The following is a 16231-nucleotide window of genomic DNA, read 5'->3' as shown; positions in this document are numbered from 1 at the left end:
TCACCTGGTCTCGGGTGAGTCCCAAGCCTGATCAGCGCGTGTCCCCCATACGTCCCCCGGGGGACGGGCCAGCTCCGTCCCATTCGCGCAGGCCAGCCTCGATCTGGCTGTTCGCTTGCTCCTCGGCTTGAGCCAGAATCTTCGCGTAGACGCGCAGCAGCACCGCCACCGAGTGTCCGGCCCGTCGCGCGACTTCCATCGGATCGACTCTGCTGTAGAGCCACAGCGAGACCCCGGCAAGCCGGAGGTCGTACGCCCGTCGGGCGAGCGGAGATTCAAACTCGTGTGTCATCAACGCGGCTTCGCGGCCGCCTGCCCAGACTTCGCCGTATCCCGTGTCCTGAATCACACCGCCACGGCTCGTTCGGAACAGGCGGCCGTCCGGAGCCGTGCCGTAGCGCTTGATGTGCTGACGAAGCATTGCGACGAAGTGCGGAGGGATCGGGACCACGCGGGAGTCACGCTGTGCTCGCGCCTTGAGGTGGCGGTCTTGGTGGGCCCGACCGTCGTCCGTCCAGTTACGGCCGGCGTGGACGATCCCGCCGCGAAGGGTGAGCTTGCCCCAGCCGCTCTCGGGCAGGTGGCATTGGTCCGCGGTCAGTCCGGTTGCTTCGGCGGGCCGCATGGCGGCGTAATACAGGCAGCCGAAGAACGCCTCAAGGTGTGCACCGCGCTCGCCCTGACTCCGCACGCCCTCCAACAATGCCCGGACCTGACGCGGGTTGGGGACGCTCGCCGGATCCACTTCTTCGGTCGACTTCGGCGCAGACCACTTCACAGTGGACAGCGGATTGACTGGAACGCTGAAGTAACGCCTTTCGACCGCGAGCCCCAAGACGTCGCTGAGGCAGGCTCGCTTGCGCCGCGCCGTGCGTGCGGCGGCAACGGAACCGTTGAGCAGTGTGGACAGGGCGTCGAGAGCGAGACGGAGTGTGGCGGGGTCTTCGAGTGCGGAGACGAGCAGGGAGTTCTTCTCTAGCCAGCGGAGGGCGTTTGCGACCTCAGTGGGGGGCTCCTGGGGCCAGTGGCTCTTGTTGTACGCCCAGCCGTACAGGGCGGTGCGGAGTACGCGGGGAGAGGGTCGCCCGATGGTTGTCTTCACGAGCGCGGGAGTGATGGTCGCCAGGGCGTCGGCGTCGTTGCGGCGCGACTTGGCGGGAAGCGTGTCCCACCTGCGGTCGATGTAGGCGCGTGTGTGCTCGTACCAGGTCACAGAGCCGTTGAGCGCGCGGAGTTCGGAGGCGGGGAGGCCGGTCTCCACGTCGAACTGTTCGCCCTTGCGTAGGGCGGTCATCAGTTCCGAGCGACGGCCGTCAGCCTGGGCTTTGACGGTGTAGCTCTTGGAATGCTTCTGGGGGCCCACAAGCCACCGGACGCGGTAAGGCTTCGGGCGGTCGCGGCGGGTTTCGATGCTGTAGATCCGGACGTCGTAGGTGAGGGGCATGGCTCTCCGGGCAGTAAGAAAGCCCGCCCCGTACGGGGCGGGCTTGAGGGGGTGCATCGTCAGGCAACGCGCTCTTCGCAGCGCTCCCACCAGGTGTCCAAGTCGGCGCGGCTGATCCGGACTTGGCCGTTGGGGAGCTTGCGGAGGCGGGGGGCCTGGCCGCGGGCGCGCATGCGGTAGAAGGCGGCGCGGCTCATGCCTATCTCGTCGAGGACTTCGGGGAGTTTGAGCATCTGCGGGCGTGCCATTCGGCGGCTCCTCAGTCGTCGGGGTGGGGGGCTGCGACGGTGGGTTCAGGTGCCATGGGGTGAGTGCAGGCGGGGCCGGAGCCTGCGTCTGTCCGAGGTTCGGATTTCTGCGTCATTGCGTCATCAGCGTCATGCGGGCTTCTGACCTGTGGCTTTGTGTGACGCAGTGTTTTGGGGGTGCGTCATCGGCGCGTCATGGGCTGCGTCATCGGATGACGCAGATGACGCAGGATGACGCAGGCACGGTCGTCTGCGTCATAGCTGTAGCCGCAGGCCGGGGGCCGTATTTCCGTCCGCATGACGCAGATGACGCAGCGTCTTCCCTCTTAGGACAAAGAGGGGCGTCGGTTGTGGTGCGGTGCCGCTTCAAGCGTGAAGAAGGAGCCGCTTCGCGGCACGACCGTTGGGCGGCGTTCCGCCGAACAGCAAGAGGAGCACGCGCGGCCGGGGGTGCTCCTCTTGCTTGTCCGGGACGGGGTCAGAACATCTGCTTCTGCTCGTTGGGCGGTGGGGCGTGTAGGCGGCTCATTTCGAGGTAGCGGCCCTCGCTGGTGCGGCCTGAGTCGATGAGGACGCCACGGGCCGCGAGCGTCGGCTGAAGGCGCTTGAGCCGGTCGGAGAGGACTTTGCCCGTGGTCGGCCACCCCTTGGGCAGCGGACGGCAGTCGTCGCCGCTGTAGAGGCTGCTGAGGAGGTGCAGCCACTCAGTGGAGGTCATCCGCTGTTCTGTGCCCGGTTCGAGGGTGTCGGCGTGCCTGAGGACGGTTTGCGCGAGGAGGTCGCCCTCGATCACGTCGTCGTTGAGGTCGTCCAGACTGGCCCGGTAGGCGGTGAGCGCCCCCAGGCCGGTCGCCGCATCGAGCTGCGCGCACAGGTGCGCGAAGTCCGCCATCCGCAGGTCGGTGGGGGTCTCCGCCTCCACAGCGCGGACCTTGACCGTGAGGTCCAGGAGAGACCCGAGAACGACAGGCAGAACCTCCGCGTACTCCGCCCACAGCTCCGCCTCAGTGCGCCGGACTTTGGGGCGTTCCAGCCGCAGCGGCAGGAGCCGTTCCGCGAGGTCGGGCCGGATGACTCCCACGTCGATACCGGTCAGCAGCAGGGGGCGACGGTAGCCGACGCGGAACACGTCCCCGTCGGTGAACAGGGCGCGCTTGACGCTCTCGGCTCCGGTGACGATGCAGCACATCGCGTCCGAGAGATCCGGCGTCATGTGGGAGAGGTTGTCCAGGGCGGTGACCCATCCGGCCGCGACCGCCGCGATCAGGTTCTCCTCATCTTTCGGCGCGCGGCGCAGGTCACCGCTCATGCCCTCGACGATCCTGATGAGCATGCGTCCGCCGGTGGACTTGCCCGCGCCCTGCGGGCCGGTGAGGAAGGGGGCCGGGACAGGCACGGACGGTCCAAGGCAGCCGATCAGCCAGGCGATGGCCAGGCATTCGGTCTCCGCGTTGGCGAAGTTGCACAGCCTCAGCAGCAGGTCGATGCCCTTGCCGTCGGTGTCCTTGGCGGGCAGGGGCAGTTCGCCGGTGAGCTGGGTGCGCCGCCAGCACACCTCTTGCGGGTCGGGGGTGAGGATGTCCCAGCCCGACGGGTGGATGCGGACGGACTGCCCGTCATCGCGGCCCAGGTCCAGCCACGTGGCTCCGTCGAACCCTGCGGCGACGCGGATGTTCACGGCGTGCGTGTCTTCGTACAGCGCGAGCGCTTCGATCAAGTCCAGTGCCTCCTTGAGGGCGGTCCCGTTGAACACGCCGACCCCGTCTCTGTACATGCCGACGATGAGTTCTTGGCGATGGCTGCCGGTCGTGCCCTGGGAGCGCATCGGCCGGGCCACGGGGTGGCCGTTGCGCTGCGCGTACACGGTGCCGTCGGCGGTACGGAAGTACCGGAAGTGCGCCTGCGCGTAGTCGGCGATGACCTCACGGGCGGGGTTCTTCTCGTCGTCGGACATGGCTACAGTCCCAACCTGGTGCGGGCGTTGGCCCACGCGTCGGTGCAGTGCCGGGGCGATTCGCCCTTGGCCTGCGCGGCGGTGAACAGCCGCGCGATGTGGTCGTCGGTGAGGCAGCCGCACCGGCCGTGGGCGGACAGCACGGCGAGGAAGGTGCGGTAGACGGTGGCGTGGATCGCGCTGCGGGCTTCGCTGATGCGCTGCTCCGCCATGGCGATGCCACGCTCCAGGTAGGTGGGCGTGCGGTGACGGCACTCCCCGCCCCCGGCGGGAACAGCGAGGGTCTGCGGCGCCGGCCGGGCCGGGGGTTCCTTCACGGCCAGCGCGCGCACGGCCTCCGGCAGGGCGGTCATGGCTCCGGTGCCGGGACCGAGCCAACGGGCGTACGCCATGGCCGACTTGATGTCCACGCCGGGCCGCACGGCGTTGTGCGAGGGCATGACGCCCTGGTAGAGCCAGTGCTGGCCGCGCGTGGTGGGCACGGTGCGGGTGGCGGGCAGGGTCTCGCGTGCCCAGGTGATGGCCGCCGGGTTGTCGAGGTCGACCACGGTCAGTCCTGCGCCGCCGGGGTGGTAGCCGACGCAGACGGCCTGACGCCACGCCGCAGCCCATGCCGGGGAGGTGATGACGTCGGGGTCGGTGGTGGCGGCGGCCCATGCGTGGCAGATGCCGGGGCACTGGCAGGGGCCTGCGTTCTTCATGTTCGGCCGTCCGCCGCAGGCGTTCTTGGCGCACGCGCGGCAGTTCCCGAACGGCACCTTTCCCTGCCGTAGGGGCAGCACCGGCATGCCGACGGAGGCGAGTTCCAGCGCGGTGCACGAAGGGGTGGTTTGGGCTGAGCGGCCCTCGCCGAATGACGCTCGTTGGGTCATGCTGGAGGTCTCCTGCTCTCTTGGAGGGACTGGAGAACCGGGGCGGGCGCAGGCTTGTGGTGAGACGGCGCCCGCCCCGGGCGTAGCTACAGGTCGTCGTCGGTGTCGTCGATCGGGCCGCTGTAGCCGAGCGGACTGGAGGCGCTGTGGGCGCGTTCCAGGGCCTCGGTCATCGCGATCGCGTGCCGTTCCGCCTCACGCAGGGCCGCGCAGGCGGCGGCGGTGTGCTGGGCAGGGGTGCCGTGGTCGGCGGTGAGGTGTCCGGCCTTGTGGAGGTCGGCCAGCGCCATGGCGATCTGATCGAAGGCTTGCGGCAGCCGGTGCGCGAGCGGGGTGAAGGCCCCGATGGCGCGGTACACGGTGCCCGGGTAGGCGATGCCGGGGCGCCCGTCGCGGGCGGGCAGGGTGGCACGGTTGAAGGCGCGGACCGCCTCAGCCGCTTTGCGGGGGTGCCGGACCGGGTCCGTCTGGCCGTTGGCCATGGTCAGTGCTCCTTGCGCAGGTCGCCGGACGGGAGCGCGGGCAGGCCCGCGCGCTCAAGGGCGGTGGGGTCGAAGCCGGGCAGCGCGGCGCGGGTGACGAGCGCCTGCGCGAGCTGTTCGGCGTAGGCGGCGCCGGTGCGAGCCACCTCAACCTGGGTAGTGGCGCGGAGGGTCTCGACGCGTTCGATGTGGGCGTGTTCCTCGCGCCGCTCGGTCATGTCCCGCTCATGGGCGACGCGCTCGCGGCGGTCGGTGCGCCAGTAGCGGGCGGCGAGTCCGTAGGCGCCGGCGGTGGCCAGGGACCACAGCAGCAGGGGCAGCGGCAGTCCGTCGGTGTATCCGGCCACGCCCGCGAAGGCGAGCGCGCCGGAGGCTGCGAACGCGGTCCCGACGAGGGTGCTGTCTCCGGTGTGGCTGCCCGCGCAGATGCCTGCGGCGGCGGCCCCGGCGGACAGGACGGTCATCAACGCGGCGTTGGGGACGGAGTGTTCGGCGCCGTTGGCGTTCCAGATCCGGGCCAGCGCGAGCACGGTCGTGGTGGCGATGGCGGGCGCGGCCTTGGGCGCGGTGATGGCCAGCCAGTGCCGCGCGACGATGGGTTCCTTCATGGCGGGGCTCCTAGATCTTGCCGAGGGCATGGACGACGGCGGCGGTCAGCTCGTTCACCGGCTCGGAGGCGCCGGTGGAAGCGAGGTAGAAGCCGAACATCACGGCGACGAACGCGGAGCCGTAGCCGAGGCTGTTGGAGCGCAGCAGGAAGAACAGGACCAGGCCGAACAGGGCGACCAGGGAGACGGTGACGGCCATCGGGCTATCCCTTCGAGGCAGGTGTCTTGGCGGGGGTGTCGCTGCCGTCGCGGTAGACGTGCAGCCAGAGGTTGTAGAGGTGCCGGCCGACGCGTATGCGCTTGCCGAGGCCCTTGCAGCGGCGGCAGTCCTTGCCCCGCTTGATGCGGCCCTTGCGGTCGGTCTTCATCGCGAAGCCGAAGCCGCGGCACTTGCGGCAGTCGCCGTACGGGCTCGCCCGACACAGACTCACGTAACCGAGAGTGACGGCGAGCAGGCAGGCGCCAGCAAGGAGAAGGAGGGTCATGAGGTGCCTTCCAGGCGGGATTTCCGGCGTTCTCGCAGGTCGGATGCTAGGTGCGAGGTTGCTGATCAGGGCCGGTATGGGGTGCTAGTAGGGGTGCTAGGTCTAGCAGCGCAGGCTGCTAGACCTAGCACCCGTACGCGGTCAGCCTCCGGACCGCTTTCCGTCACGCTGGGTGATGGCAGTGGTGAGGTCGGCGCGGGCGATGCCGCGGCGGGTGGTGCCCTTGCCCTTGTCGGTGGTGCCCCACACGTCCTGCGCGCTGATGTTGTGCGGGCGCAGGTTCGTGGTGACCGTCTCGGCCTTCCAGCCGCCGTAGATCTCCGGGCGCAGCGTGGCGAGGCGGGCGGCGACCTTCTCGTTCCACACCTTGTCCTCATCGGCCGGGACGACCTTGAGGATGTCGGCGAGCAGGTCGAAAGCGGGCTCGCCGCTCTCGGGGCTCTCGCCGATGGCGTGGCCGGTGATGTTGCCGTATGCCTCGCGCATCTGGCGGGCGCGGGCGACCACCTGCTCGGCGCCGACCGCGTCCACGAACGCGCTCGCGACGATGCGCGGGTCGTCGCCCTCACCGGCCATCCAGCAAATCCCGCGGTCGGAGCGGGAGAACATCGTGGCCCGGTATCCGGCCTTGTACATCGACGTGCCGAGCACCATGTCGTTGGCGGGCTGCCCCATGACCTTCAGGCAGAACCGCAGCACCGCGTTGGCGCTGATGCCGGTGGGCAGCGACTTGGCGTCCGGGCGCTGCGTGCCGAACAGCGCCACCATGCCCAGCGCCGGACCGCGCTTGCCCAGATCGGTGGCGATTTCCTCGATTTCCGCGCCGTACTTCTCGTGCTCGAAGGGGACCTGGCACTCATCGAATCCGGCGACGATCGGGTGCAGACCGAGCGACTTGTCGTTGGCCAGCTCCGGGGTGACCTTCGATTCCGGGCAGCGCGAGCGCGGCAGGGACTTGATGACCTTCGCCCGCCGGCGCAGCTCCGCCCGCAGCTCCCGCAGCGATTCGAGGACGTAGAGGATGTCCTCGTCCTCGTCTCCGGCCCGGTAGCGGTGGCAGACCGGCTCCAGGGCGCCGAAGTCGCCGGTGCCCTTGAAGTCGAACGCGTACAGCGCCGCGCGCGGGTCCAGGGCGGCGATGAGCAGGAACAGCCGCATCAGGAACGTCTTGCCCATACGCGGGATGGACCCGACCACCACGGACGCGAACATGAGGGTCACGGACACGTCGGCCATGCGCTGGTCGTTGCCGAACACGACCGGCCGGAACAGGTCCACGCTGCCCGACTTCAGCAGCGGCCAGGCGGGCTTGGTGGTCTCGTTCATGGGCTTGTCGCCCACCCACAGAATCAGCCGGCCCTCGTGCTCCGTCGGGTCGGCCGACGGCCACACACAGCCGACCTTGCGGCGCAGCCCGGAGGCGAGCGGCTTACGGGCCTCCATGATGTCCTCCGGGGTCACACCCCAGGGAAGGTCCAAGTCGGCGCGGTAGCCGGGGCCGTCGCGGGTGATCTCGGAGGTGAAGCGCATCCCGTTCATGTCGCCGCCCTTCTTGATGGCGGCCGTCAGTTTCGGGTTGCCGATGTTGTCCAGCGCGCGCAGCACGATCGGCCCGGTGAGCTTCTGGATTTCGGTCTTCAGCACCGCGGGCCCGATCACGGGATGATCCTGCGGGGAACCCCAGAACCCGCATGCCAGTACCGCGGCGGCAGCCAGCACCCCCAGCCATCCCGGGGCCATGACGTACAGGGTCAGGGCGAACGCGGTGCCGAAGACGAGCGCCACCGTGGTGACCAGCACGCGCAGTCGCACCCGTCCGTCGCGCTGCCGCGACAGCTTCAGGTATTCGGCGGTGTTCTCCCTGCGCACCTCGTACTCGCGCAGCGGGGCGCCCTCGGCATCCCACACCCACCGGTTGGTGTCCCGCACGAAGCGGGCCCCGCCGCGCGGCGAGTTGAGGGTGAGCTGGAGGGCGTACCAGGGGGTGCGGATGCCGTGGAAGGCGGTGGCGTAGAAGGCGTTGCTTGCCGCCCGCTGCGTGGTCGACACGAAGCCCGGCTTGGAAGTCAGCCAGGTCGGCAGGATCGGCCGACGCTTGTAGGTGGTGATACCCGGCGCCGGAAGGTCGGGCCGGTCGACCGGTCGGGCGACCGAGTCGGCCGACTCCTCATCGTCCGAATCGGCCGACTCGGTCGGGCGGGAGTCGGGCATCGGGTCGGCAGTCGGGGCAGCCGATCCGGTGCGGGCGGATCGGGCCTTGTCGAGGTCGACTACCTCGCCCCCCGAGTCGGGGCGGGAGTCGGCGTTCATCTCGGCTTCGAGCCGGTTGAACAGTTCGTTGTCGTCGGGCTGGTTCACTGAGAGTCCTTCCACTTCTGGTGTAAGGAATGGCGAGGCCGGTCCGTCGCTGTAGGAGGTGAGCGGACCGGCCCCGCCGGATCGTTGCGGGGAGATCAGACGCGGGTGCGGGCGCCGGACTGCGGCGCGGTCACCACCAGCTCGACTTCTTCTTGGGCACGAGGTAGGGGCAGCCGTTGTGCATGTGGTCCAGGCACGGCTGGCAGTCCTCGCGGGGCTTGAGGCGCCGGTGGATGCTCCGGTCGTGGGCGTGCTGCCAGCACTGCGGGCACTCGCCCGGAGGCGTCTCCCGTGCGGCCATGGTCACCACCACCCCGAGGACTTCTTGGCGGCCTTCGCGGCGGCGGCCTCGTTCACGATCCGCTGCCGCTCGCTCTGCAAGGCGGTGATCTCGGCGTTCAGCCGGGTCTGCACCGCGTTCCACGCGGTCTCCAGCTTCCTTTCGGCGCGACCGGGGCTCTTGCCCCGCACGACCTTGACGGAGCCACCGGCCATGGCTGTGAGTACAGCGCGCCGCTCGCGGCCGGTCAGCGGCCACATCTCCTCGTTGCGGACCGCTTCGAGCTTGCGGGTGGTCTGCTGTATCTCGCGGTCCAGGCGGCGGGTATCGGGCTTGCCCATGGTCAACTCCCCTTCAGGTACGTGTGGTTGGCGGTCGGAGCGGGAGCAGTGGGGCTGTCGGGGTAGGCGCACAGCACGCACATGCCGAGCGAGGTCGGCAGGCAGTAGCCGTAGACGACCCGGCACTTGGGGCAGGTACGGCGGGCGAGCATCGCCAGCGCGAGGGCGCCGCACCTGCGGGAGGTCATCGGCCGCACGGGCTTGGCCAGGTCGATGCGGTAGAGGTAGGCGACCTGCACTCCCGACTTGCGGCCCCGGTGTTGCCGCATGACCTGTGCGGCGACCGGCTGACCGCCGGGCCGTAACCCGCGCTCCCGCAGCTGCCTGCGGGTGGCGTAGCCGTCCGGGGCGAACCGCCACGGGAACGTGGGCACCCCGAACTGCACGCCGGACGGGTCGAAGCACTTGCCGTACGCGGCCATCAGGCAGCCACCCCCACGACCGGGACGTCCGTGCGGGCGCCCGTTCGGCCGGCACGGCGGCCGGTGACGGTGGCGAACAGCCAGCCGAGCCCCGCGCGGCGGGTTCCGGCGCGGGCCTGCTTGGCTGCGTACATCGCCTCATCCGCCCGCCGCAGCAGGCCGGACAGGTCGTCGGCGGGGAAGTCCGCGGCGCGCACCCAGCCCAGCGACACCGTGGTGTGCACGGCGGGGTCCTGGCCGTCGACGGGGCGGGCGAGCACGCCGTGCAGCACGGCGAGCAGGTCGGCCGCAGAGCCGTGGTCGTCAATAAGGACGGCGGCGAACTCATCGCCCCCGAGCCTCCCCGCGACCCCGGACCGGCCGACGTGGTGGGCGAGCCGGTCGGCCGTCGCCTTCAACAGGGCATCCCCGGCGGCGTGCCCGTGGGTGTCGTTGATGTGCTTGAACCTGTCGACGTCGGCCAGCACCACGACCGCGCGCGGGTCCTTGAGCAGGACGGTGGCGCGGCGGGTGAAGCCGTCGCGGGTGCGTAACCCGGTGAGCGGGTCACGCCGGGCCGTGTTCAGGCAGCCGCGCAGCCACCACACGTGAACCGACCACCCGGCGGCGAGGGGCAGCGTGGACAGCAGGATGGTGGCCAGGGTGTTCACGCGGCCACCCCCTCGGTACCGTCGCCGGACACCGTGGTGTCGGGCGCGTCCACGGAGTACAGGGGGTATGCCGCGGCCCGCTCATCGAGCAGGGCATCCCGCACCTGCCGGGCCGGAGCCGAGCCGCAGTGCAGCGCCTTGCGCAGCGCCTCGCCGTTGATCTGGCTGTCGGGCCATTCGGCCGTGACCGTGCGGGCTTCAGCGAGCAGTTCGGCCGGCGTGCGCTGCGGCGAGGTGGCCTTGTCCTTGACCGGCCTCTTGCGCGCGGGCTTGGCAGCCTCGGGCTTCGGCGCTTCCGGCTCCTTCGGGGCCTGCGGCTCGGGGGCAACCGGCAGAGCGGCGGGCGCGAGGTCGCCCATGCGCAGCATCACGCGCTCGCGCCGCGGGGTCTTCGAACGCCACTTCTTGCCGTAGCGCTCGCGCAGGTCCGCGCGGGCCAACTGCCGTTCCTTCTCCCGCGCCAGCGCCTCGGAGTAGGAGGTGACCTCCCACAGCGTCATGCGACGCCACAGCGCAAAGGTGGAGGGGAAGGCGAGCAGCCAGCGGGAGAACCGGATCTTCTCCATCCGGCGGCCGGTCACGGCGCCGATCCGCACGGCGTAGATGTGCGCACCGATCTCGGAGAACACCACCCACAGCAGCGGCATCGTGCCATGCGCGACCTTGGCCGACAGGGAATGACCGGCCGCGATGTTCAGCCCGCAGGTGATCAGAGTGAGGGCCCAGGGCACGAACCGCACCCAGGCCAGCGCCATATCCATGCGGATCAACAGCAGGTTGGCGACGGTGAACACCGGAATGGCCACATCGATACCGACCGGCAGCATCCACGGAGCGGAGAACCCCCAGCGCAGCGCGGCAGCCGACACAGCGTCGAAGGACGAGATCAGACCGAGCGCGCCGACTCCGGCAGCGGCGAGCGCACCGACCCCGGCGAGCCCCATTTCCGGACGGGTCAGCGGCGGCACCCCGGACGCGGGCGCCTCAGGGGTGGGCGTCGTCGTCATGCCGCAACCCCCTTGCGTGCCGGACGGCGGCGAGCGGGACGGGTGAAGGCGACGACGTCGAACAGGTCCGGGTTGTCCTCGATAACCTGCGCGGCGATGCGGACCAGGTCGTCGGGAAGGTCCGGGCAGTCGGCAAGGATGTCGCGCGCCGCGTCCAGACGGGCCGCGCGCTCCTGCTCGCTCTCGCCCTCCACCCCGAGCCACAGCTCAACGGGGGTTCCGAGCGCCAGTTCGGCGAAGTCCTCAACGGAGACGGCCTGTTGGCGGCCGATGTACGCACGCATGAAAGCTCCTGAAGTGGGAGGGACTGGAAGTCGGAGCAGTCGCAGGCGTGTTGGTGAGACGGCGACTGCTCCGGAGGACCCGAGCCGCAGACTGCGGCGGGGTGAGTGCCCCGGGCCGGATTCGATCCGGCGCCCTCGCGGCGGGATGCCGAGGCGGTGGTACGAGGGGCGAGTGCTGCTAGCGCTCGACGACGGGCTTGGCCAGGTCGCGGTGCTCAAGGCGGACCGTCAGCCCCACCGCCCGCAGGTGCACGGCCAGGTGATAAGCGAAGACCGGGGCGCGGTGGCGCCCGCCGGCGCAGCCGTCGGCAACGACGACCGGTCCCGCGGTGGGACCCGAACGGAACGCGGCGACGGCTCGCGCGGTCGCGGTGACCAGCTCCGGGATGCCGGGGGTGTTCATCACCGCGACGCGTACCGGCGCGTCCTCGCCGGTCATGTAACGCAGGTCCGGCGACACGTGCGGGTCGCGGAAGTGGTGGCGCAGATCGATGGTCAGGTGCGCGGCGGGCGGCTCCCCGTGCAGGTAGCCGAACGAGACGATCTCAACGTCGAAGTCGGACACGACTGCTCCTGTGGCAGGTCGGCGGGGGAGTGACTAGCTGATCTGGACGTAGCCGCTGGTCACCCGGCGGCGGACGTTCAGGTGCGAAGCGCCCGTGATGCGCGCACAACCCGAGGTGGCGCTGACCGCGAGGCGGCCGTAGGCCTGCGCAGTAGCGGCCATCCGCACGTTGCCGGAGGTGAGGTTCAACCGGGCGTCGTGGCCGCTGTAGGCACCGACGTTGAGGTTGCCGGAGGTCAGGTTGACGTCCAGCGAGCCGGTCACATCGCCGACGATGACACTGCCGCTGGTGACCGTGGCGTCCAGGTCACCGATGTGTTCGGCAGTCAAGGCGCCGGACGTGCCGTCGTACTCCAGCCGGGCCAGCGTGCCCCTGATGACGGTGTCGGCGGTGTGCGTGCCGACCATCAGCACGGACTTGGAGGGCAGGTGGATTTCGGCGGTGATCGGGGTGACCGCGTCGCCGGCCGGGCCGGTGGCGGTGACCTCGCGGCCGTTGATGAAGACCTTGCCGCCGCTGTGGCCGGAGACGTAGACGTTGCCGCCCACGATCTGCACGCCGTTGCCGCCGGAGAAGGTCATGGTGTTGCCGCCCACCCGGATCGTGGTGCTGCCGCCGATGCCTCCGGCCACGTCCGGGACACGGACCCTGAGGTTCTGCCCGTTGAGGCTGACGGCGGTGTCGCGGATCGCGTCGGCCGACGGGCCGGAGGTCGCCTCCGTCGTCAGCACCATGCGCGCCTGCTTCAGTGTCGGGTCGACGACGACGCGGATACTGCCGGTGTTCATCGTCAGGTCGAGGGCGATCGGGCCGACGATGTCCACGGGGATGATGCGCTCGGCCATGGAAGCTCCTGTTTTGGAGGGACTGGAAGTCGGAGCAGTCGCAGGCGTGTTGGTGAGACGGCGACTGCTCCGGAGGCCCCGCGCCGCAGACTGCGGCGAGGTGAGTGCCCCGGGCGGAATTCGATTCCGCGCCCTTCACGGCTGGCTACCGGGGCTGTGACCTGGCTTTACCGGTGCGCCGTTACCAAGGAGCACCGGCCCGAGCCGGGTAGTCGGACGCGTCATCGTCACTGCTCTGACGCCAGCAGGGCGGCATGCACCAGGTGGCACCCCCGAAGGGGCGTTCTCCAGAGCTGATGCAGGTGGCTGTGCCGCCGACGACTTCACCCGGTCGTCTCGGGGGGCGGTCTTCTCATCCCGCCGCATGCGTTGGGGCCCCGCTGTACTTCCCCACACCCGAGATCGGGTGGCGCCTGCCAGGCGCGTAGGGGGAGAGCTTCGTCCATCGCGGCGGTTTGCCCCCGGACCCTCGCCCTAGGCACCTGCCGTGACCGCCGCTCTCGCGTCAGCCCCGCACGATCACTGTTCAGTTTTCAAGCACGTGCGGCATGAGCCGCTTCTGCCGTGTTGTTGCGCTCGGCGGTGCAGTACCTGTTTTACAGGTACTGCATAGGGGTCCGTCAAGTGCGGCGACGGAACCTCTTGGTTTTGCGCCGGGACTTCTTGGCGCACAATCAGAATCGCCCCAGGTCAGGGGAGTTCGTTACCCCCTACGTGGACAGCTCCCGATCAGCCGACTACCGTCAAGAGCTCCCTAGATGTCCCTCGAAGGGGTGCAGATGTCCAACGAGCGGTTGCGGTCAGCTCTGTTGGCCCGTGGCATGACCGTTCAGAGCCTTGCGGACGAGATCGAGGTCAACGCAAAGACCGTGGAGCGCTGGATCACGCAGGGAAAGGTGCCGTACCGACGTCACCAGTACGCAACAGCAGCGGCGCTCAAGGTGGACGTGACGACGCTGTGGGAGGACTCCCGAACTCAGGACTCCGCAACTGACCTGAGCAAGGCCGAGATCGTGACCGTCTACCCTCATCGGCACGTCGTGCCGTCAGATCTGTGGCGCGAGATGTGCCAGCGCGCTACGGAGCGCATCGACATCCTCGTGTACGCCGGCATCTACCTGGCGGAAGACCCTCTCTTCTTCTCGACATTGAAGGAGAAGGCCAAGAGCGGTGTCCGCATCCGAGTCCTCATGGGCGATCCAGAGTGCGAAGCCGTCACCCGGCGCGGCATCGACGAAGGGCATCGCATCATGGGTGGCAAGATCCGCAACGCGCTCATCAACTACCGCCCGCTGTTCACCAGCCACCCCGAGATTGCCTTCCGCCTGCACGACACGGTGCTCTACAACTCGATCTACCGCGCTGATGACGAGATGTTGGCCAACACGCACGTGTACGGCCTCGGTGCCTACATGGCGCCGGTGTTCCATCTGCGGCAGCTCCCCGGAGGCAGTCTGTTCCACACCTTTGCCAATAGCGTTGAGCAGACCTGGGAAGGCGCCAGGGCAGTAACTGAACACGACATCACGGGAGCCTGAGCATGGGACGCATCGACTACCTGCACGACCCGGACGCCCCGCCGGCCAACTCGGTCGTGCCCTCGGTCGTGGCGTTCGTCCAGAACGACGCGGGACAGGTGCTCATGATTCAGCGATCCGACAACGGACGTTGGGCGCTACCCGGCGGTGGCCACGACGTGGGCGAGTCCATCAGTGACACGGTGGTCCGAGAGGTCTGGGAAGAGACCGGCATCAAGGCTGAAGTCGTCGACATGTCCGGGATCTACACGGACCCCGGACACGTGATGCAGTACGACGACGGTGAGGTGCGCCAACAGTTCAGCATCTGCTTCCGCGCGCGGCCGATCGGCGGCGACGTACGTACCAGCAACGAGACGACTCAGGTCCGCTGGGTCGACCCGGCGGACCTGGCGCAACTGGACGTCCACCCCACGATGCGGCTCCGCATTGAGCACGCGATGGACCGGACGCGGGAGGCTCCCTACATCGGCTGACGCTTGGCGCCGGCGACTCGTTCGAGCACGCGCGACGTGCACGCCAGGATCTCCGGTTCAGCGCGACGGATGAACTTCCCGATCAGGCTGTCCGGTCCGTAGCGTCCGGCGATCTCGTTGACCCTGTCGACGGGATTCGTCGGCGTGCCGTCCGGCGTGGTGTTCATGTCGCAGTAGCAGAGAGCGTCGTTCAGGTGCGCGTTCTCGCGCGGGAACTCGCCCTCCAGCTCCTCACGCAGGCCCCGAGCCTCCGCTTCCATCCACGCACAGGAATGGTGGGCAACCAGGTTCACGACCCGTTCGTCGGCCTGCGCCACGTCACGGAGGTAGCGGGCACCATCGAGCGGGTGAAACCCCGTCTTCGCGAGGTCCGGCGAGTAGCCGATGTCATGCAGGACGGCCGCAGCCTCCAGCAATTCGGCATCCTCCCCGAGGACCAGCGCGATGGTCCGCGCTCGCTCGGCGACGCCCAATGAGTGCTGCCACCGCCTCGGCAGCGGCTCGGCGAGCAGGGACTCAGCGAGGGGGTAGGCCCACTCCGTCAGCTCCGACAAGCTACGAACGCTCCTCTCGAATCGGCACGGCGCGGACCGTCCGCACCTTGCCCTGTCCAGCACTCGCCAGCACGCCGGCGGCCTCCAGTTTGTCGAGTGCCTTGGTCACGGTGGGGCGGGAGACTCCGAACCTGCCCATCAGGTCCGATGCGCTCAGGAAGGCTGCGCCCACCTCGAACCCCTCGGCGGGGATAAGGTCGGCGATGCGCTCGTCAAGCGGCCGCCGGTCGACGTCTTCACCTTCGCGTACGACGCGCCACCGGCCGCCCCGTACCGGCTCGGCAACACCGTCTGTCTGCAACGCCTTGAACGCGCGAAGCACCACCCCCCGTGAGACGTCGTGATCCCGCATGAGGTCGGCGGCGGGTGGAAGGTGCGTCATCTGCGGTTTCGCCTTGATCTGGGCCTTCACCACTTCCGCGACCTGCAAGTATGTGTCTCGCGGACTGGCCTGCGGCACGTGGCCTCCCCTTCATCGCTCCTCGGGCTTCTGCCCAATCGTGGCATGTCAGCGGGCGGTGCCCATAGGTCTCACCTCAGGCCGTACGGAGGCCGGAATCAGGGGCTGTTTAGCCCAGGAGTCCCGTGAGTCCGGCTGTGGCCGACTGAACGGCAGGTCAAGGCCCGCGCAGCCCTCCCGCTGCGAGCTGCGCGACACGTTGGTGCGGCCCTCTGCCCGCCGTCCACACGCACGGTGCGCCTTGCCATCAATCCAAGCCCCTGTGCATCCAATGCCTCCCTCGGCCGGCGTGCGGTGACGGCTCCGCTAGAGCGCTGACCTTCGGACAGTTTTGGGACGCTGTTAATGGGCTCCATC

The 16231-nt window shown here is 69.3% G+C and carries 21 protein-coding genes; 2 read left to right on the top strand and 19 right to left on the bottom strand.

Annotated features, from left to right (window positions below; genetic code table 11):
* Nucleotides 1-31: 31 nt before the first annotated feature.
* From P2Q00_RS27830 to P2Q00_RS27750, 17 genes are all read right to left on the bottom strand, one after another.
* Nucleotides 32-1444, bottom strand: a complete 1413-nt coding sequence (locus tag P2Q00_RS27830) for a site-specific integrase (RefSeq protein WP_275775612.1) — start codon at nt 1442-1444, stop codon at nt 32-34.
* A gap of 59 nt (nt 1445-1503) precedes the next feature.
* Nucleotides 1504-1692, bottom strand: coding sequence for a helix-turn-helix transcriptional regulator (locus P2Q00_RS27825; protein ID WP_275775611.1), 189 nt, complete (start codon nt 1690-1692; stop codon nt 1504-1506).
* 478 nt (nt 1693-2170) lie between these two features.
* Nucleotides 2171-3646: an AICE element replication initiation protein gene (locus P2Q00_RS27820; protein ID WP_275775609.1), complete on the bottom strand. Its 1476-nt coding sequence runs from the start codon at nt 3644-3646 to the stop codon at nt 2171-2173.
* 2 nt (nt 3647-3648) lie between these two features.
* Nucleotides 3649-4518 carry a bifunctional DNA primase/polymerase gene (locus P2Q00_RS27815; RefSeq protein WP_275775608.1) on the bottom strand — a complete coding sequence of 290 codons (870 nt, stop codon included), beginning with the start codon at nt 4516-4518 and terminating at the stop codon, nt 3649-3651.
* A gap of 86 nt (nt 4519-4604) precedes the next feature.
* Complete coding sequence (locus P2Q00_RS27810) at nt 4605-5000, bottom strand: hypothetical protein (protein ID WP_275775606.1); 396 nt, start codon at nt 4998-5000, stop codon at nt 4605-4607.
* A 2-nt stretch (nt 5001-5002) separates the two neighbouring features.
* Nucleotides 5003-5608 (bottom strand): hypothetical protein, encoded by a 606-nt coding sequence (locus tag P2Q00_RS27805; RefSeq protein WP_275775604.1) that lies wholly within the window; start codon nt 5606-5608, stop codon nt 5003-5005.
* 10 nt (nt 5609-5618) lie between these two features.
* Nucleotides 5619-5807: a hypothetical protein gene (locus tag P2Q00_RS27800; protein ID WP_275775602.1), complete on the bottom strand. Its 189-nt coding sequence runs from the start codon at nt 5805-5807 to the stop codon at nt 5619-5621.
* A gap of 4 nt (nt 5808-5811) precedes the next feature.
* Nucleotides 5812-6093 (bottom strand): hypothetical protein, encoded by a 282-nt coding sequence (locus tag P2Q00_RS27795; RefSeq protein ID WP_275775600.1) that lies wholly within the window; start codon nt 6091-6093, stop codon nt 5812-5814.
* Nucleotides 6094-6234: 141 nt separating this feature from the next.
* A complete protein-coding gene (locus P2Q00_RS27790; protein ID WP_275775599.1) occupies nt 6235-8451 on the bottom strand; it encodes a cell division protein FtsK in 2217 nt (738 codons plus the stop codon).
* Between the two features lie 130 nt (nt 8452-8581).
* Complete coding sequence (locus P2Q00_RS27785; RefSeq protein ID WP_275775598.1) at nt 8582-8752, bottom strand: pRL2-8; 171 nt, start codon at nt 8750-8752, stop codon at nt 8582-8584.
* Nucleotides 8753-8754: 2 nt separating this feature from the next.
* Entirely contained in the window at nt 8755-9072 is a 318-nt protein-coding gene (locus tag P2Q00_RS27780; RefSeq protein ID WP_275775596.1) for a hypothetical protein, read from the bottom strand.
* Nucleotides 9073-9074: 2 nt separating this feature from the next.
* Complete coding sequence (locus P2Q00_RS27775) at nt 9075-9494, bottom strand: RRQRL motif-containing zinc-binding protein (protein ID WP_275775594.1); 420 nt, start codon at nt 9492-9494, stop codon at nt 9075-9077.
* The gene (locus P2Q00_RS27770) at nt 9494-10144 is read right to left on the bottom strand and encodes a GGDEF domain-containing protein (RefSeq protein WP_275775593.1); all 651 of its coding nucleotides are present in this window, start codon (nt 10142-10144) and stop codon (nt 9494-9496) included. The genes P2Q00_RS27775 and P2Q00_RS27770 overlap by 1 nt, the downstream gene beginning before the upstream one ends.
* Complete coding sequence (locus tag P2Q00_RS27765; RefSeq protein WP_275775591.1) at nt 10141-11151, bottom strand: DUF2637 domain-containing protein; 1011 nt, start codon at nt 11149-11151, stop codon at nt 10141-10143. Before P2Q00_RS27765 ends, P2Q00_RS27770 begins: the two co-directional genes overlap by 4 nt.
* On the bottom strand, nt 11148-11435 hold the full coding sequence (locus P2Q00_RS27760; RefSeq protein WP_275775590.1) for a hypothetical protein: 288 nt from the start codon (nt 11433-11435) through the stop codon (nt 11148-11150). The genes P2Q00_RS27765 and P2Q00_RS27760 overlap by 4 nt, the downstream gene beginning before the upstream one ends.
* A 178-nt stretch (nt 11436-11613) precedes the next feature.
* Nucleotides 11614-12000, bottom strand: coding sequence for a RapZ C-terminal domain-containing protein (locus tag P2Q00_RS27755; protein ID WP_275775589.1), 387 nt, complete (start codon nt 11998-12000; stop codon nt 11614-11616).
* Between the two features lie 33 nt (nt 12001-12033).
* Complete coding sequence (locus P2Q00_RS27750; RefSeq protein ID WP_275775587.1) at nt 12034-12846, bottom strand: DUF4097 family beta strand repeat-containing protein; 813 nt, start codon at nt 12844-12846, stop codon at nt 12034-12036.
* A 779-nt stretch (nt 12847-13625) separates the two neighbouring features.
* On the opposite strand from P2Q00_RS27750, the gene P2Q00_RS27745 reads away from it, so the two are divergent.
* Both P2Q00_RS27745 and P2Q00_RS27740 read left to right on the top strand, forming a co-directional pair.
* Nucleotides 13626-14384: an XRE family transcriptional regulator gene (locus P2Q00_RS27745; protein ID WP_275775585.1), complete on the top strand. Its 759-nt coding sequence runs from the start codon at nt 13626-13628 to the stop codon at nt 14382-14384.
* 2 nt (nt 14385-14386) lie between these two features.
* A complete protein-coding gene (locus P2Q00_RS27740; RefSeq protein ID WP_275775584.1) occupies nt 14387-14860 on the top strand; it encodes an NUDIX domain-containing protein in 474 nt (157 codons plus the stop codon).
* On the opposite strand, the gene P2Q00_RS27735 is transcribed toward P2Q00_RS27740, so the two are convergent.
* Nucleotides 14848-15414: an HD domain-containing protein gene (locus tag P2Q00_RS27735; protein ID WP_275775582.1), complete on the bottom strand. Its 567-nt coding sequence runs from the start codon at nt 15412-15414 to the stop codon at nt 14848-14850. The two genes, P2Q00_RS27740 and P2Q00_RS27735, sit on opposite strands and share 13 nt — an antisense overlap.
* A gap of 1 nt (nt 15415) precedes the next feature.
* Nucleotides 15416-15829 (bottom strand): helix-turn-helix domain-containing protein, encoded by a 414-nt coding sequence (locus P2Q00_RS27730; protein ID WP_275775580.1) that lies wholly within the window; start codon nt 15827-15829, stop codon nt 15416-15418.
* Between the last annotated feature and the right edge of the window lie 402 nt (nt 15830-16231).

This window comes from Streptomyces coacervatus (assembly GCF_029223485.1).
Lineage (GTDB): Bacteria > Actinomycetota > Actinomycetes > Streptomycetales > Streptomycetaceae > Streptomyces > Streptomyces coacervatus.
The sequence above is the reverse complement of the archived record's forward strand: the minus strand, read 5'-3'. Positions and strand labels throughout refer to the sequence as shown.

Excerpts from the sequence above, each read along its gene's own strand:
- P2Q00_RS27820 (WP_275775609.1), bottom strand. The coding sequence starts at position 3,646 with ATGTCCGACGACGAGAAGAACCCCGCCCGTGAGGTCATCGCCGACTAC.
- P2Q00_RS27780 (WP_275775596.1), bottom strand. The coding sequence starts at position 9,072 with ATGGGCAAGCCCGATACCCGCCGCCTGGACCGCGAGATACAGCAGACC.
- P2Q00_RS27765 (WP_275775591.1), bottom strand. The coding sequence starts at position 11,151 with ATGACGACGACGCCCACCCCTGAGGCGCCCGCGTCCGGGGTGCCGCCG.
- P2Q00_RS27815 (WP_275775608.1), bottom strand. The coding sequence starts at position 4,518 with ATGACCCAACGAGCGTCATTCGGCGAGGGCCGCTCAGCCCAAACCACC.
- P2Q00_RS27785 (WP_275775598.1), bottom strand. The coding sequence starts at position 8,752 with ATGGCCGCACGGGAGACGCCTCCGGGCGAGTGCCCGCAGTGCTGGCAG.
- P2Q00_RS27775 (WP_275775594.1), bottom strand. The coding sequence starts at position 9,494 with ATGGCCGCGTACGGCAAGTGCTTCGACCCGTCCGGCGTGCAGTTCGGG.
- P2Q00_RS27805 (WP_275775604.1), bottom strand. The coding sequence starts at position 5,608 with ATGAAGGAACCCATCGTCGCGCGGCACTGGCTGGCCATCACCGCGCCC.
- P2Q00_RS27830 (WP_275775612.1), bottom strand. The coding sequence starts at position 1,444 with ATGCCCCTCACCTACGACGTCCGGATCTACAGCATCGAAACCCGCCGC.
- P2Q00_RS27825 (WP_275775611.1), bottom strand. The coding sequence starts at position 1,692 with ATGGCACGCCCGCAGATGCTCAAACTCCCCGAAGTCCTCGACGAGATA.
- P2Q00_RS27800 (WP_275775602.1), bottom strand. The coding sequence starts at position 5,807 with ATGGCCGTCACCGTCTCCCTGGTCGCCCTGTTCGGCCTGGTCCTGTTC.
- P2Q00_RS27795 (WP_275775600.1), bottom strand. The coding sequence starts at position 6,093 with ATGACCCTCCTTCTCCTTGCTGGCGCCTGCCTGCTCGCCGTCACTCTC.
- P2Q00_RS27760 (WP_275775590.1), bottom strand. The coding sequence starts at position 11,435 with ATGCGTGCGTACATCGGCCGCCAACAGGCCGTCTCCGTTGAGGACTTC.
- P2Q00_RS27750 (WP_275775587.1), bottom strand. The coding sequence starts at position 12,846 with ATGGCCGAGCGCATCATCCCCGTGGACATCGTCGGCCCGATCGCCCTC.
- P2Q00_RS27810 (WP_275775606.1), bottom strand. The coding sequence starts at position 5,000 with ATGGCCAACGGCCAGACGGACCCGGTCCGGCACCCCCGCAAAGCGGCT.
- P2Q00_RS27745 (WP_275775585.1), top strand. The coding sequence starts at position 13,626 with ATGTCCAACGAGCGGTTGCGGTCAGCTCTGTTGGCCCGTGGCATGACC.
- P2Q00_RS27740 (WP_275775584.1), top strand. The coding sequence starts at position 14,387 with ATGGGACGCATCGACTACCTGCACGACCCGGACGCCCCGCCGGCCAAC.